At 70.5% G+C, this 13682-nt stretch carries 17 protein-coding genes; 9 read left to right on the forward strand and 8 right to left on the reverse strand.

Annotated elements, in window-relative coordinates; translation table 11 throughout:
• The 3 genes from BLQ39_RS10585 to BLQ39_RS10595 all read right to left on the reverse strand — a co-directional run.
• The coding region (locus BLQ39_RS10585; RefSeq protein ID WP_143006465.1) for a transposase at positions 1-209 on the reverse strand (209 nt) is incomplete at its 3' end.
• A 46-nt stretch (positions 210-255) separates the two neighbouring features.
• Entirely contained in the window at positions 256-1131 is an 876-nt protein-coding gene (locus tag BLQ39_RS10590) for a fumarylacetoacetate hydrolase family protein (RefSeq protein WP_241982828.1), read from the reverse strand.
• A gap of 4 nt (positions 1132-1135) precedes the next feature.
• Positions 1136-2746: an AlkA N-terminal domain-containing protein gene (locus tag BLQ39_RS10595; protein ID WP_256332742.1), complete on the reverse strand. Its 1611-nt coding sequence runs from the start codon at positions 2744-2746 to the stop codon at positions 1136-1138.
• A 74-nt stretch (positions 2747-2820) separates the two neighbouring features.
• On the opposite strand from BLQ39_RS10595, the gene BLQ39_RS10600 reads away from it, so the two are divergent.
• The 3 genes from BLQ39_RS10600 (at position 2821) to BLQ39_RS10610 (ending at position 6000) form a co-directional block, all read left to right on the forward strand.
• Positions 2821-4215: an FAD-binding oxidoreductase gene (locus tag BLQ39_RS10600; RefSeq protein ID WP_092323858.1), complete on the forward strand. Its 1395-nt coding sequence runs from the start codon at positions 2821-2823 to the stop codon at positions 4213-4215.
• A gap of 43 nt (positions 4216-4258) precedes the next feature.
• Entirely contained in the window at positions 4259-5458 is a 1200-nt protein-coding gene (locus BLQ39_RS10605) for a PrsW family intramembrane metalloprotease (protein WP_092323860.1), read from the forward strand.
• A 170-nt stretch (positions 5459-5628) separates the two neighbouring features.
• On the forward strand, positions 5629-6000 hold the full coding sequence (locus BLQ39_RS10610; protein ID WP_092323862.1) for an FKBP-type peptidyl-prolyl cis-trans isomerase: 372 nt from the start codon (positions 5629-5631) through the stop codon (positions 5998-6000).
• On the opposite strand, the gene BLQ39_RS10615 is transcribed toward BLQ39_RS10610, so the two are convergent.
• Positions 5997-6239 carry a DUF167 domain-containing protein gene (locus BLQ39_RS10615; protein WP_241982827.1) on the reverse strand — a complete coding sequence of 81 codons (243 nt, stop codon included), beginning with the start codon at positions 6237-6239 and terminating at the stop codon, positions 5997-5999. The genes BLQ39_RS10610 and BLQ39_RS10615 overlap by 4 nt on opposite strands.
• Positions 6240-6297: 58 nt before the next feature.
• Here BLQ39_RS10615 and BLQ39_RS10620 point away from each other — a divergent pair, with 58 nt between their 5' ends.
• A complete protein-coding gene (locus BLQ39_RS10620; protein ID WP_092323865.1) occupies positions 6298-6705 on the forward strand; it encodes a pilus assembly protein CpaE in 408 nt (135 codons plus the stop codon).
• Complete coding sequence (locus tag BLQ39_RS10625; protein WP_092323866.1) at positions 6705-7109, forward strand: YkvA family protein; 405 nt, start codon at positions 6705-6707, stop codon at positions 7107-7109. Before BLQ39_RS10620 ends, BLQ39_RS10625 begins: the two co-directional genes overlap by 1 nt.
• 27 nt (positions 7110-7136) lie before the next feature.
• Here BLQ39_RS10625 and BLQ39_RS10630 read toward each other — a convergent pair whose 3' ends face one another.
• The 3 genes from BLQ39_RS10630 to BLQ39_RS10640 all read right to left on the reverse strand — a co-directional run bounded on the left by BLQ39_RS10630 (position 7137) and on the right by BLQ39_RS10640 (position 9014).
• Entirely contained in the window at positions 7137-7562 is a 426-nt protein-coding gene (locus BLQ39_RS10630; protein ID WP_174775332.1) for a pyridoxamine 5'-phosphate oxidase family protein, read from the reverse strand.
• A gap of 75 nt (positions 7563-7637) precedes the next feature.
• Positions 7638-7907, reverse strand: coding sequence for a protealysin inhibitor emfourin (locus BLQ39_RS10635; protein WP_092323868.1), 270 nt, complete (start codon positions 7905-7907; stop codon positions 7638-7640).
• A gap of 9 nt (positions 7908-7916) precedes the next feature.
• A complete protein-coding gene (locus tag BLQ39_RS10640) occupies positions 7917-9014 on the reverse strand; it encodes a M4 family metallopeptidase (protein WP_092323869.1) in 1098 nt (365 codons plus the stop codon).
• A 101-nt stretch (positions 9015-9115) separates the two neighbouring features.
• Here BLQ39_RS10640 and BLQ39_RS10645 point away from each other — a divergent pair, with 101 nt between their 5' ends.
• Together BLQ39_RS10645 and BLQ39_RS10650 are read left to right on the forward strand one after the other, a co-directional pair.
• Positions 9116-10003, forward strand: a complete 888-nt coding sequence (locus BLQ39_RS10645; protein WP_092323871.1) for an LLM class flavin-dependent oxidoreductase — start codon at positions 9116-9118, stop codon at positions 10001-10003.
• Entirely contained in the window at positions 10000-10452 is a 453-nt protein-coding gene (locus BLQ39_RS10650; RefSeq protein WP_092323872.1) for a PaaI family thioesterase, read from the forward strand. The genes BLQ39_RS10645 and BLQ39_RS10650 overlap by 4 nt, the downstream gene beginning before the upstream one ends.
• A gap of 69 nt (positions 10453-10521) precedes the next feature.
• Here BLQ39_RS10650 and BLQ39_RS10655 read toward each other — a convergent pair whose 3' ends face one another.
• A complete protein-coding gene (locus BLQ39_RS10655) occupies positions 10522-10806 on the reverse strand; it encodes a DUF6457 domain-containing protein (RefSeq protein WP_198417082.1) in 285 nt (94 codons plus the stop codon).
• Positions 10807-11059: 253 nt separating this feature from the next.
• Between BLQ39_RS10655 and ectB the strand changes: the two genes are divergently transcribed.
• On the forward strand, positions 11060-12313 hold the full coding sequence (ectB, locus tag BLQ39_RS10660; protein WP_092323970.1) for a diaminobutyrate--2-oxoglutarate transaminase: 1254 nt from the start codon (positions 11060-11062) through the stop codon (positions 12311-12313).
• Between the two features lie 89 nt (positions 12314-12402).
• Positions 12403-13518, forward strand: a complete 1116-nt coding sequence (locus tag BLQ39_RS10665; RefSeq protein WP_092323874.1) for an AI-2E family transporter — start codon at positions 12403-12405, stop codon at positions 13516-13518.
• The last annotated feature ends 164 nt before the right edge of the window (positions 13519-13682 follow it).

Genomic DNA, 13682 nt, shown 5'->3' on the forward strand with positions numbered 1-13682 from the left:
AACCGGCGATGCCGTTTCCAGACCGTCTGCCACGGACCGAAATTCTCCGGCAGATCCCGCCACGGAATTCCCGCCCGGAACCGGTAAATGATGCCCTCCACGATCGAGCGATGATCCCGGAACGGTCGCCCCGCACTGCCATCCGAGCTCGGCATCAACGATTCAATCCGAGCCCACTGGTCATCGATCAGCAAAGCAGTACGAGACATCCCTCCACCCTCCCAAACGAATCACGATTCGATTAGGAGACACGCCCTAGCTGACGCGGCAGTGCGTGGTGAGGAAACCGATCTTGTCGATCGACACCGTCACGGTCGAGCCGTCCTGAAGGAATACCTGCGGCTTGCGGCTGTACCCCGCGCCGCCGGGGCTTCCGGTGGAGATCAGGGTTCCCGGCAGCAGGGTCGACGTGGTGGAGAGGTACGCGATGATCTCGGCCACCGTGCGCACCATGTCGCCGCTGGAGGCGTCCTGAAGCACGCGCCCGCCCAGATGGGTCGTCAGCCACAGGTCCTGCGGGTCGGAAATCTCGTCGGCGGTGACGACGACGGGGCCGGTGGGGGTGAAGCCGTCGAAGGACTTGCACCGGGACCACTGCGCCTCGGAGAACTGCAGGTCCCTGGCCGTGATGTCGTTGACGACGGTGTAGCCGAACACGTAGTCGAGGGCGTCGTGAACCGACACGTTTCGCGCCGGGCGGCCGATGATCACACCGAGTTCGGCTTCGTAGTCGACCTGGCCGGTGAGGTCGCCCGGCCAGGTGATGGTCGACTCGTGCCCGGTGAGGGAGTTCGGCCAGAGCGAGAACACCGTCGCGGCGGTCTCGGAGCGCAGCTTGAGCTCGTCGGAGTGGGCGGCGTAGTTGGCGCCGATCGCGATGATCTGCGGCGGGCGCAGCACGGCGGAGGAGTGGCGGAGCCCGTCGAGCGGGGTGAGGCTCGCTCCGTGGGAGGCCGCGTTGAGGCTGAGCGCGCGCACCCGGTCGAACTCCTGCTCACCCTTTTCGATCATGTCCTGCAGGTCGCGCGGGGCGTCGTCCATGATCTCGTCGAGGAACAAAGCGGCGTCCCCGAACACCACCGCCAGCCGAGGTGTGGACTGGCCTTCGACTCTGAGGTGCGCAAACTTCACCTGTCTAGGCTATCGGCACCGGGGAGGCGTTCGGTTGTGGGGCGTAGCCAAGAGCCCCGCCGGATCGTTGGAGGACATCGACGGGCGCGCCGGCCGCGCGCCACAGGTGCATCCCGGCGTAGCTGCGCCAGGGTGCCCAGCCGGCCCCGCGGACCGCCAGCGCCCTGGCCTCGCCCGGCAGCCCGAGCCGTGCGGCGCCCTGGCGGAGCGCCAGGTCGCTGGTGAGCAGGATGTCCGGGCTGCCGAGCACGCGCATCGCCACATACCCGGCCGTCCACGGTCCGATCCCGGCCAGGGCGGTCAGCCGGGACTCCAGGTCTTCGCGGGTTTCCCCAACGTCGAGCGCCAGCTCGCCCGTGCTGAGCGCCTCGGCGACGCGGATGATCGTGTTGATGCGTGCGGCCGGGCCCCGCAGCACGGAACGTCCGTCGGCGGCGATGCGCTCGGCCGTGGGGAACAGGCGCCGCGGCCCGTGCTCCTCGCCCGGGAGCCCGCCGCCCGGGTGCTCGTCGCCGAGCGCGGCCGCCAGGCGGGTGAGCGCCGTGCGGGCCGCGGCCACCGAGACCTGCTGCCCGATCAACGCGCGAAACAGCGTTTCCTCGGGATCCATGCTTCCGGGCACCCGGATGCCGGGGAGCGCCGCGACCGAGGACGCGAGCGCGGGATCGGCGGCGAGGGCCAGGTCGATCGCCGCGGCGTCCGCGTCCAGGTCGAGCAGGCGGCGAACCCGGCTGACGAGCGGGGCCAGGTCGGTGAGGTTCGTCAGCTTCGCGGTGCAGAGGATCGCGGGGGCCGCGTTCGTTCCGGCGAGGGACAGCGCGATTGTCGCGACGCCGTGGGGCAGCCGGAGCGTGCGCGCGTAGCCGGTGCCGGTGGCCTGTTCGACGTCGGCGATGGCGCGCGTGCCGAGGAAGGCGAGCACGCCGGCCCCGTCGAAGGGCGCCCGGGCCGGAAGCTGCAGGGTGATGCCGGTCGCCAGCGCGGCCGCGGCATCCGTTCGCTCGTCGTGGGACCGGCGGGCCGAGCCGGTGGCCCGCAGTTCGGAGGGGGTGCGCTCATAGACGGCGGCGATCGTGTCGTTGAACTGGCGCACGCTGCCGAAGCCGGCCGCGAACGCGACCTCGGCGATCGAGAGCCCCGTGTTGATCAACAGCACCCGGGCCGTCTGGGCGCGGTGCGCGCGGGCCAGGGCGAGCGGCCCTGCCCCGACCTCGGCGACGAGCACGCGGGTCAGGTGCCTCGGGGTGTAGCCGAGGCGCGCCGCGAGGCCCGGCACGCCGTCGCGTTCGACCGCGCCGTCGGCGATCAGGCGCATGGCCCGTGCGGCGAGGTCGTCACGGATGTTCCAGACCGGCGATCCGGGGACGGCGTCAGGCAGGCACCGCTTGCAGGCGCGCAGCCCCGCCTCGTGGGCCGCGGCGGCGGTGAGGTAGAACGACACATTCGCAGGTTTGGGCGTGGCGGCCGGGCAACTGGGCCGGCAGTAGATGCCGGTCGAGTGCACGCCGGTGATGAACTGGCCGTCGAAGCGGGCGTCGCGGCTCGACATGGCCCGGTACCGCTCGTCGAAGGCCGGGTCGACCGGGCCCGGCCGTGTGGTTCGGTCTCTGCTCACCAACCCAGCCTGTCACGTCCCGGCGGCCTCCGGTAGCGGAAATCGGACATCGCCGGCACGCTATCCTGAGCCCCATGACCACACTCGCCCGGCTGCAGGCCGAACTCGGCTCGATCGTCAGCACGGACCCGACCGACCTGGCGGCGGTGCGCGAGGACAAGTCGGGCTGGGTTGCCGCGGGGATTCCGCTGGCCGTGGTGCGTGCGACGACCACGGAGCAGGTCCAGGCGACATTGCGCATCGCCAGCGAGACCGGCACGCCCGTCGTCACGCGCGGCGCCGGCACCGGGCTGGCCGGGGGAGCGTGCGGCACGGACGGCTCGATCGTGCTCAGCGTGGCCGGCATGAACCGGATCCTCGAGATCCGGCCGGAGGACGAACTCGCCGTGGTCGAACCGGGCGTGATCAACCAGGACCTGAACGACGCGCTCGCCGCCTACGGGCTGTGGTTCGCGCCCGACCCGGCCAGCAAGGCGATCTGCTCGATCGGCGGCAACATCGCCACGAACGCGGGCGGTCTGCTCTGCGTGAAGTACGGGGTCACCCGGGAGGCCGTGCTCGCACTGACCGTCGTGCTCGCCGACGGCCGGCTGCTGAAGACCGGCCACCGCACCGTCAAGGGCGTCACCGGGTACGACCTCACCGCGCTGCTCACCGGCTCGGAGGGCACGCTCGGCGTCATCGTCGAAGCCACCGTGCGGGTGCGGGCAATCACCCCGGGCGAGGTCGTCACTCTCGGCGCCGTGTTCCCGGATGTCGCATCCGCGGCCGCCGCATCCGCCGCCGTCATCGCCGCCCGGGTTCGCCCGGCCGTGATGGAGCTCATCGACCCGGTCGCCCTGGCGATGATCGCGGACTACCTCGGCCCGGACGGTTCCGCCGGGCTCCCCATCGAGGGAGGAGCGTTCCTGCTGCTGCAGACCGACGGGCCGGCCGCGCTCGCCGAAGCCGACCAGGCCGCCGCCGTGCTGCGGAGCTCCGGCGGCCAGGTGCGCCAGTCGACGGACCCCGCCTCGGGCGAGCGGCTGCTGGCGATCCGGCGCTCCGCGCACCCGGCGCTCGCCGCCTACGGCGAGGTCCTGATCGAGGACGTGTCGGTGCCGCGCTCGCGGATGGCCGAGATGTTCGAGCGGATCGCCGAGATCAGCGCCCGCACGGGCGTGCCCATTCCGACGGTCGCCCATGCCGGGGACGGCAACCTGCACCCGAACTTCGTGATTCCGATCGACCCGCTGCGGCGGATCGGGGATCCGATGGTGCCGGACCACATCTGGGCCGCGGCCGACGAGCTGTTCCGCGCCGCGCTCGCGCTTGGCGGCACGCTCACCGGCGAGCACGGCGTGGGCGTGCTCAAACGCCGCTGGCTGGCCGAGGAGATCGGCGACACGAGCCTCGAGCTGCAGCGACGGATCAAGGCGGTGTTCGACCCGCTGGGCATCCTGGGTCCGGACACGATGTTCGGCGGCTGACGGCCGGGCGCCCGAGCCGGAGCTGCTGCGTCAGAATAGAGGCATGACCTTCGACCAGTCGCCCGTGCAGCCGAGCCCCGAGCCCGTGCAGCCGGTGTGGACCCCGCCGAAAGCGCCGTCCCGGGCCGGGACGCTCGCCCTGGCCGTCACCGGAATCACCCTGGCCGCGCTCGCCCTCCTGCTCGTCTTCGTCTACCTCGCGAGCTTCCTCGGCACGTCCGGCCTGCTCGTCTCGCTCCTGCTCGCGCTGATCCCGCTGACCGCGGTGCTGTTCGCGGTGCGCTGGATCGACCGGTGGGATCCGGAGCCTCGCCCGGCGCTCTGGTTCGCGTTCCTCTGGGGAGCAGGCGTCTCCGTCGTCACGGCGCTCATCTTCGACCTGGGCGTGCAGCTGACGATCCGGGCCAGCGGGGGCGAACTGGTCGGCAACGACCTGGTCACCGGCGTCGTCCAGGCTCCGATCGTGGAGGAGGCGGCGAAGGGATTCGGCGTGCTGCTGATCTTCTGGGCCATCCGCAGGCACTTCGACGGCCCGGTCGACGGCATCGTCTACGCCGCGACGATCGCCGCTGGCTTCGCGTTCTCGGAGAACATCCAGTACTTCGGCACGGCCATGGCCGACGGCGGGCCGGGAGTCCTGGGCGTGACGTTCCTGCTGCGCGGCGTGTTCTCGCCGTTCGCGCACGTCATGTTCACCGCCTGCACCGGCCTGGCCCTGGGGATCGCGGCCCGGCGCACCGGCGCGTTCGGCGCCATCGGCTACTTCGTGATCGGTCTGATCCCGGCCGTGCTGCTGCATGCCCTGTGGAATGGCGCCTCTTTGGTCTTCGTCGGCGACTCGGCGCTGCTGCGGTACTACGTCTTCGTGCAGGTGCCGCTGTTCATCGGCGCGATCCTCGTCGTCAACCTGATGCGCCGGCAGGAGAGGCAGGTCACCCAGGCGCGGCTGAACGAGTACTCCGCGGCCGGCTGGTTCACGCCGGAGGAGGTCGCAATGCTCGCCACCGCGGCGGGACGTCGCCAGGCCCTGGCCTGGGCGACCGCGCAGCCGCCCGGCCGGCAGGCCGCGATGCGCGGGTTCATCACGGATGCCACCCGCCTGGCCTTCGCCCGGGAGCGGATGCTCAACGCGGGGGCGGGAGCCAGGCCCGCCGACCGCTCCGGCGAAGCCCGCCTGCTGGCCTCGCTGCGGGCCAACCGCGCCGTCGTGATTGGCACGCCCCCGGCGGCTCGTCGCGACTAGCACGTCGGCGCCGAGGCGCAAAAAAACTCGCCGCCCGGTGGTGTGGCACTGCCGACGACTCTCCCGGTGCGGCGAGTTTGTCTGGTTACAGCCTGCACCCGGCGACCCCGTTCGCGCAAGGAGGAATTCTCCGGTGTGCGATCCGGCCCGGAATCCGGTTGGATGGTGCAATGACTGATTTGAACTCAAAGCCCGAACTCGACGCCCCGGAGGGCCCCGCGCCCGAACAGCTCGAGATTGTTGACATCGTCGTCGGGGAAGGCGCAGAGGCCACGCCCGGCGCCACCGTCGACGTCCACTACCTGGGCGTCGAGTACGACTCCGGTGACGAATTCGACTCCTCCTGGAACCGCGGGCAGTCGATCAACTTCCCGCTCGGCTCGCTCATTGCCGGCTGGCAGCAGGGAATCCCCGGGATGAAGGTCGGCGGACGCCGCAAGCTCGTCGTCCCGCCGCAGCTGGCCTACGGCCCCGCCGGCGGAGGCCACCGCCTGTCCGGCCAGACGCTGATCTTCGTGATCGACCTGCTCGGTGTGAGCTAAGACTCGATCCGCACGTGCTTCACACGTGAGGTGTGGCCCCGGATGATGCGCACCGCGCTCCGGGCCACACCGAAGTGTGCGGCGAGCAATCGGACGAGCGCGTCGTTCGCGGCCCCGTCGACCGCCCGCTGCTGCAGGAACACCGTCAGCGACGCGTCGTCGGAATCCTCCGTCACGACCAGCGGCCCTTTGCGGCTGCCCGGCTTCACGCGTACCGTGAGATTCACCGCTGGGGTCACGTACGGTCCTTCCGGTGCAGGCAGCGTCGTCGAGGCAAACGCCAGGATCGAGTGTCCCATGATTTCCGTCGAAAACGCCCGTGTGCTCCGCGAGGCCGGCCTGCACTGGCATCCGGTCTCCGGGGATTCGTTCCGCATCGAACGCCCCGATTTCGACAGCGACGTGTTCACGGTGAGCGAGATGACGATCGAAGCCCACGAATTCGACATCGGCACGATCCTCGGGTTCAACGGGACCACCGAATGGGCGCTGGACTCCCTCGCCCTCGAGCACGCTCTCTGGCTGCCGCGGGAAGACCAGCTGCGCGAGCTGCTGCGGGGCACCTTCCGCTCGCTCCACCGGCTGGCAGCTGCCGGTTACCGAGTGGAGGTCGAGGTCGCGGGGGAGAGCACGGCGTTCGACGCCGCGGATGCGTCGGATGCCTACGGCGCGGCGCTCCTGGCGCTGCTCACCCGGTCCGCCTGATGTGGTGGGAGGTCCTGCTCGGCGTCCTGGCCGGGTTCCTGCTGCTGTGGCTGGTTCTCGTCGCGCTCCTCTGGCGTGCCTCACGCGACCGACCGGACAAGACCACGCTGACGGATGCCCTTCGCCTCATCCCGGACGTCATCCGGCTCGTGCGCCGCCTGGCCGCCGACGGCACGGTTCCCCGACGGGTGCGGGTCGTGCTGCTCGTCCTGCTCGCGTACCTGGTGTCGCCGATCGACCTGATCCCCGACTTCATCCCGGTGCTCGGCTACGCCGACGATGCCATCATCGTCGCGGTCGTGCTTCGGTTCGCCACCCGGCACGCCGGGGCGGAAGCCCTCGAGCGGCACTGGCCCGGCACGCCCCAGGGGCTCCAGGCGATGCGCGCGCTCGCCGGGCTCTGACCTCGCCGGGTTCTGACCCGGCCGAGCTCAGAACCGTTCGGGTTCCGGGCCCAGGGTGAAACGACGCCCGGACATCCTGGCGGGCGTGATCTCGACCCAGATGTATTTGAGGGTGGGGACGAGCGGTCGGAGCGGCAGCTGTTCGGCGGCGTCGATCTCCGCCCGCGTTTCGAGGACGCGCGCCGTGCCCTTGACCACGACGCTCCAGGCCTGCTCCCGGCCGACCCCGTCGCTCTCGAACGCGACCTTGTTGTTCACGGTGAGTTCGAGCAGCTTCTCGCCCTCGGAGGTGCGGAACAGCAGTTTTTTGTCGGACGCGACGAAGTTCACCGGGTAGATGTCGGGTTCGCCGACGACGCTCACCGCCAGGCGGCCCAGGTTGGCGGACAGCAGGAATTCCCAGCATTCGTCGTCGCTGAGAATCTCAACCGGGTTCAAGTCGTTGATAGCCATATGCACATCGTCCCACGGGAGGAGCGTCCGTGCGAGCGAACCACGCCACGAAACGCGCCGCGCATCGCCCGCGCGCTACCGACCCTCGTTGACGGCCCTGACCCGGTCGACGAGGTCCTTCCACGGCCCGGCCACCTGCGGCTCCGGCAGCACCACCTCGTGCGGGGCGCACCGGATGCGATACACATACCGGTCGGGCTCGGGGGCGGTTTCCTCGGCCTGGCCCCAGGGCAGCGAGTCCAGGAGTTCCCGCCAGCTGGGGGCATCCGGCTGCTCGTCGACCTGCACTTCCCAGGTGACCCGGATGCCGGCGATGCCGCCGCTCCGCGAGACGATGACCTTCATGCGGGAATGTTACTCCGAGGGCGCTCGCGCAGGCAGCGACAGGCCGAGACCCACCTCGTGCCACGCGGAGCGCACGGCCGCATGCTCGCGGGAACCGGGGCCGAAGCGCGCCGCCGCCGCGGCCTCGGTCGCGCGAGCGAAACCCGCGAAGTCGACCCGCCTGCCCAGGGCGCCGCCGGTCAGGGTGTCGTACCAGATCTGCCCCGGCGCCTCCCAGGCATTGCCGCCGAGGGCCTCGGCGACGAGGTAGAACGCACGGTTCGGGATGCCGGAATTCAGGTGCACGCCCCCATTGTCGTCTTCGGTGTCGATGTACCCCGCCATGCTGCCTGGTTGCGGGTCCTTACCGAGCACATCGTCGTTGTAGGCGGTGCCGGGCGCCTTCATCGACCGCAGCGCAACGCCCTGGACCTGCTCCGTGAACAGACCCTCCCCGATCAGCCAGCTCGCCTCCGCCGTGGTCTGGCCCCTGGCGTGCTGCTCGACGAGCGAGCCGAACACATCGGACATCGATTCGTTGACCGCCCCCGACTGGCCCGCGTAGGTGAGGTTCGCGGTGTGCTGGGTGACCCCGTGGGTGAGTTCGTGCCCGATCACCGTGAGCGAGAGCGTGAACCGGTTGAAGACCTGGCCGTCCCCGTCACCGAAGACCATGCGCTCGCCGTCCCAGAACGCGTTGTCGTATTTCCGGCCGTAGTGCACGCTTGCTTCCAACGGCATCCCCCGGTCGTCGATGGAGTCCCGCGCAAATCGCGTCCAGAACAGGGTGTGGGTCTCACCGAGGCCGTCATGGGCCTCATTGACCGCGGGGTCCGAGGTGGGCGGCCAGCCCTCCGCGCGGGCGAGAAGGCGCCCGGGCAGCCGTTCCAGGCCCACGGCATCCCAGATGCTGCGGTCGATCCGGCCGCGCTGCCTGGCCGCACCGGCGCGAACCGCGAGCGCCGGGGGCAGCGGATGCGCCGCGGCACGATGTTCGCGCAGCGGGATGTCGCGGAGCAGCGATTGCCTGGCCGCTTCCGCCGCCGCGGCGAAGCGCGGGTCGTCCAGCCGCGCCAGCCGCACCAGCAGGTACGGGGGCACGATCGTGCATCGCGCCGTGGCCTTCATCGGTTTGCTCCCTCGCGCCCGGGCGGGCGTCGCACCACAAGGTAGCACCGGGCGCATGCAGCCACGAGAGCGGACCGCTGCGGCATCCGTAGACTCGCTGCATGCGCTTTGGAATCGTCATTCTCCCGCAGGACTCGTGGCCGGAGGCCCGGCGTCGCTGGCAGGCGGCGGAGCAGTACGGCTTCGACCATGCCTGGACCTACGATCACCTTTCCTGGCGGACGCTCGCCGACGAGCCGTGGCACGCCACCGTGCCCACGCTCACGGCCGCCGCGACGCTCACGAGCCGGATCCGGCTGGGCACGTTCGTGTCGTCGCCGAACTACCGGCATCCCGTCCCGTTCGCCAAGGAGATCGCGACGCTCAGCGACATTTCCGGCGGGCGATTCACCCTCGGCGTGGGATCGGGCGGGACCGGTTTCGACGCGTCGGTGCTCGGCCAGCCCGGGTACACGCCCCGCCAGCGCCACGAACGGTTCGCCGAATTTGTCCGGGCCCTCGACCAGCTGCTCCGGCACGAGGAAGGCGTCGGCGGCATCAGCTTCGACGGCGACTGGTACAGCGCCGTAGAGGCGCGCATGGTCGGCCGGCCGGCGCAGCATCCCCGGGTGCCGTTCGTGATCGCCGCGAACGGGCCGAAGGGTCTGCGCCTGGTCGCCGAGCACGGGGCCGGGTGGGTGACCACGGGCGCCGACGGTGCCACCGGTGAGGACTGGTGGGCCTCGGTCGCCGCGCTCACGGCCAGGCTCGACGACACCGCGCTCGCCGCGGGCCGCGATCCGGCGTCGATCGAGCGCTACCTCTCGTTGGACAGCAACGGGGCATACTCGCTGCAGAGCGTGGACGCGTTCGACGACGCTGTCGGCCGCGCGGACGCACTGGGCTTCACCGATGTGATCAGCCACTGGCCGCGCGCCGAGGGGATCTACGCCGGCCGCGAGTCGGTGCTCGAACGCGTGGCCTCAACCCTGGAAGGGCGACGCGCATGATTTCCCTCTTCGACGAGATCGCCCCGGGGCTCTCCGGCCTCGAACAGCTCCGCGCGATGATCGCCTCCGGCCGTCGCCCGGGGATGGGCGAATCGCTCGATTTCACCCTGGTCGAGGCCGAGGAGGGACGCGCCGTTTTCGAGAGTGTGCCCGGGCGGCACGCCTACAACCCGATCGGCACGGTGCACGGCGGGTATGCCGCGACGCTGCTCGACAGTGCCTGCGGCTGCGCGGCGCACTCGCGGCTGACCGCGACGCAGGGGTACACCACCCTGGAGCTCAAGGTGTCGTTCCACCGCCCGATCACCGCCGACACCGGGCCGGTCCGGGCCGAGGCGACGCTGATCTCCTTCGGCCGACGAGCGGCCTTCGCCCAGGCGGCCCTCACGGATGCCCGGGGCCGCGTCTACGCCACCGCCACCTCGACCCTGCTCATCTTCGAACGCTGACCCCCGCGAAAACGCAGTTGTGCGCGTTATTCGGGCGTTTTAGCGCGCACAACTGCGGTTTCGCGGGGGTTATTCGGTCGCGAGCCGGGTGGCGATCGCGGCGATCCGTTCGACGTCGTCGGGGGAGCCGCCGGCGAGAGCGGCCGCGTAGCCGACCAGGAACGTGGTGAGGGGCGCGGCCGGACGGGCCACGCCGTGGGCTGCGTCGCGGGCGAGGTCGAGCACGAGCGCGACGTTGATGACGTCGGCCGGAAGACCCAGCTCCCGGACGAGTCGGGTGACCCACTCGTCGAGCACGGCCGGGCCGGATGCCGCGGGGCTGGGCGGCAACACTGGTGCGGTGTCTTCTGGCATGGCGCTACTCCTTGGCGACGGTGATGGCTGCGGCCGTGCTGGCTGCGGCGGTGCTGGCGGCCGAGCGGCCCCCCGCCAAGGTTAGCCATCCGGAGGGGGAGTGCATAGGCTCAAGGGGCGCATGCCGACAACGACCGGGTCGTCACGAGCTCACTTTCGAAGAACAGATTTCCCGGACGCCCACGATGCCGAGCCGCTCCACCCGATCGGCCGGCCGGGCCATCACCCCAAATGCGGAGGAACTCCCATGGCCATGATCACTGACGTCTTCACCACGCGAGAATCACAGGTCCGGAGCTATTCCCGGTCCTGGCCGGTCGTGTTCGACCGCGCCGTCGGCAGCACCATGTACGACGAGAACGGCCGCGGCTACCTGGACTTCTTCGCCGGCGCCGGCGCCCTCAACTATGGCCACAACAACCCGCAACTCAAGAAGGTCCTGATCGACTACCTGAGCGACGACCGGGTCATGCACTCGCTGGACATGTTCACCACCGCGCGCCGGGACTTCCTCGAGACCTTCGACTCGCTGATCCTGAAGCCGCGGAACCTCGACTACAAGATCGTCTTCCCCGGCCCCGGCGGCACGAACGCCGTCGAGGCTGCCCTCAAGCTCGCCCGCAAGGTGACCGGCCGCACCGGCGTCATCAACTTCACGAACGCCTTCCACGGGATGACGCTCGGCGCGCTCGCCGTGACCGGCAACGCGCTCAAGCGTGGCGGCGCCGGCGTTCCCCTCGTGCACACGACGCCGATGCCGTTCGACGGCTACCTCGAGGGCGGCGCCGACTTCGCCTACCTGGAACGCCTCCTCGGCGACAGCGGCAGCGGGCTGGACAAGCCGGCCGCGGTCATCGTGGAGTCGGTGCAGGGCGAGGGTGGCATCAACGTGGCCAGGGCCGAGTGGCTGAGCGGCCTGTCCGAGCTGTGCCGGGAGCACGGCGTGCTGCTGATCCTCGACGATGTGCAGATGGGCTGCGGACGAACCGGCGGGTTCTTCAGCTTCGAAGAAGCCGGGATCGTGCCCGACATGGTCTGCCTGTCGAAGTCGATCAGCGGCTACGGCCTGCCGATGGCGCTCACCCTCATCCGTCCGGAGCTCGACATCTGGGCGCCGGGGGAGCACAACGGCACCTTCCGCGGCATCAGCCCCGCGTTCGCCACCGCGGCCGAGGCCATCCGCCTCTACTGGTCGGATGACGCGCTCGAGCGTTCGACGCTCGCCAGGGGCGAGACCGTGCAGGCACGCTTCGCCGCCATCGCGGCCCGCTACCCGGAGCATGCCCTCGTGGCGAAGGGACGAGGACTGGCCCGCGGGCTGCAGTTCGCCGACGGTGACCTGGCCGGCCGGGTCTGCGCCGAGGCCTTCACCCGGGGCCTGCTGATGGAAACGTCGGGTCCGGAGGGCGAGGTCATGAAGATCCTGCCCGCACTGACCATCACCGACGAGGAACTCGAGCGCGGGCTCGGCATCATCGACGAATCCGTCGCGGCGGTCCTCGGCTAAAGGTCAGGCGGTCGGTCCTCGGCCAGGGCGATTCACGGCAGGCCGCACGACAGGAGTCGTCGGCCCCGCCGCCTGTCTAAGGTTGCACCATGGGAGAAGACGACAACACCGGCCGACCGTCCATTCGAGCACCCTGGACGGACCGCCTGGGGCGCCTCGGCATCCGCAGCGGGCAGCTCATCCTGGTGATCACGCTCGCCTCGGTGGTCGTGTTCGGGTTGGTGCAGTTGAAGCTCGTGGTGATTCCGGTCCTGATCTCCGTGATTCTCGCGGCCGCGATCGCCCCGCTCGTCGGCTGGCTGCGGCGGCGCGGCCTCTCGGCGATGCTCGCCACCTGGCTCACGCTGCTCGCCGGTGTGCTCGTTTTCGGCGGGATCATCACCCTTATCGTGTTCGCCGTGCGCAACCAGTGGGGCGAACTGGCCCAGGCCGGCTCTGACGGCCTGGACGAGCTGCAGGCCTTCCTGGCCGACGGGCCGATCCCGATCGACCAGGCGCAATTGGATGACGCACGCGCGGCACTCGTCGATTTCATCACGAGCAGCCAGTTCGGCACCGGTGCGATTGCCGGGGTCTCCGCCGCGGCCGAGGCGATCACCGGGATCCTGCTCGTGGCGGTCATCCTGTTCTTCTTCCTCAAAGACGGCGACGGGATCTGGGCGTTCTTCCTGCGCCCCTTCCGTGGCGAGCGCCTCGAGCGGATGCGCCGCATCGGGGACACCGCGCCGCGGGTGCTCGGCGGCTACGTGCGAGGCACGGCGATCATCGCCCTGGTCGACGCGGTGGCGATCGGAGGCGGGCTGGCGATCCTCCAGGTCCCGCTGGCGCTCCCGCTGGCCGTCATCATCTTCCTCACCGCCTTCATCCCCCTGATCGGGGCGACGGTCGCGGGTATCCTCGCCGCACTCGTCGCGCTGGTCGCCAACGGGCCGGTCGTCGCCCTCATCGTGCTGGGCATCGTCATTGTGGTCAACCAGCTGGAGGGGGACCTGCTGCAGCCCCTGGTGATGGGGCAGTCCCTCAAGCTTCACCCGCTGGTGATCCTGGTGGCCCTGACCGCCGGCACGATCCTCGGCGGCATTGCCGGGGCGGTCCTCGCGGTGCCGATCACGGCGGTGGGTTGGGCGATCCTCAAGGTGTGGAACGGTCCGGACGAATCCCTCCTCGCGCGGGCGCCCCGCAAGCGGCGGGCCGCGAGCGTGTAGCGTCGTCCGCAACGCCGCGTACCGGAAGCTGTTCGGCTGCCGGTTCCGAGCTGCGCGGGTGGCACGCCGCTGCGCGGGTGGCGCATCGCACGCGATGCGGCGTACTACCCGCGCGACGCTTCCGACCCGGCACATCGGAAGGAATGTCGGTCGTCCCCTGCACC

Origin of the sequence: Cryobacterium psychrotolerans (assembly GCF_900101115.1) — a bacterium.
Lineage (GTDB): Bacteria > Actinomycetota > Actinomycetes > Actinomycetales > Microbacteriaceae > Cryobacterium > Cryobacterium psychrotolerans.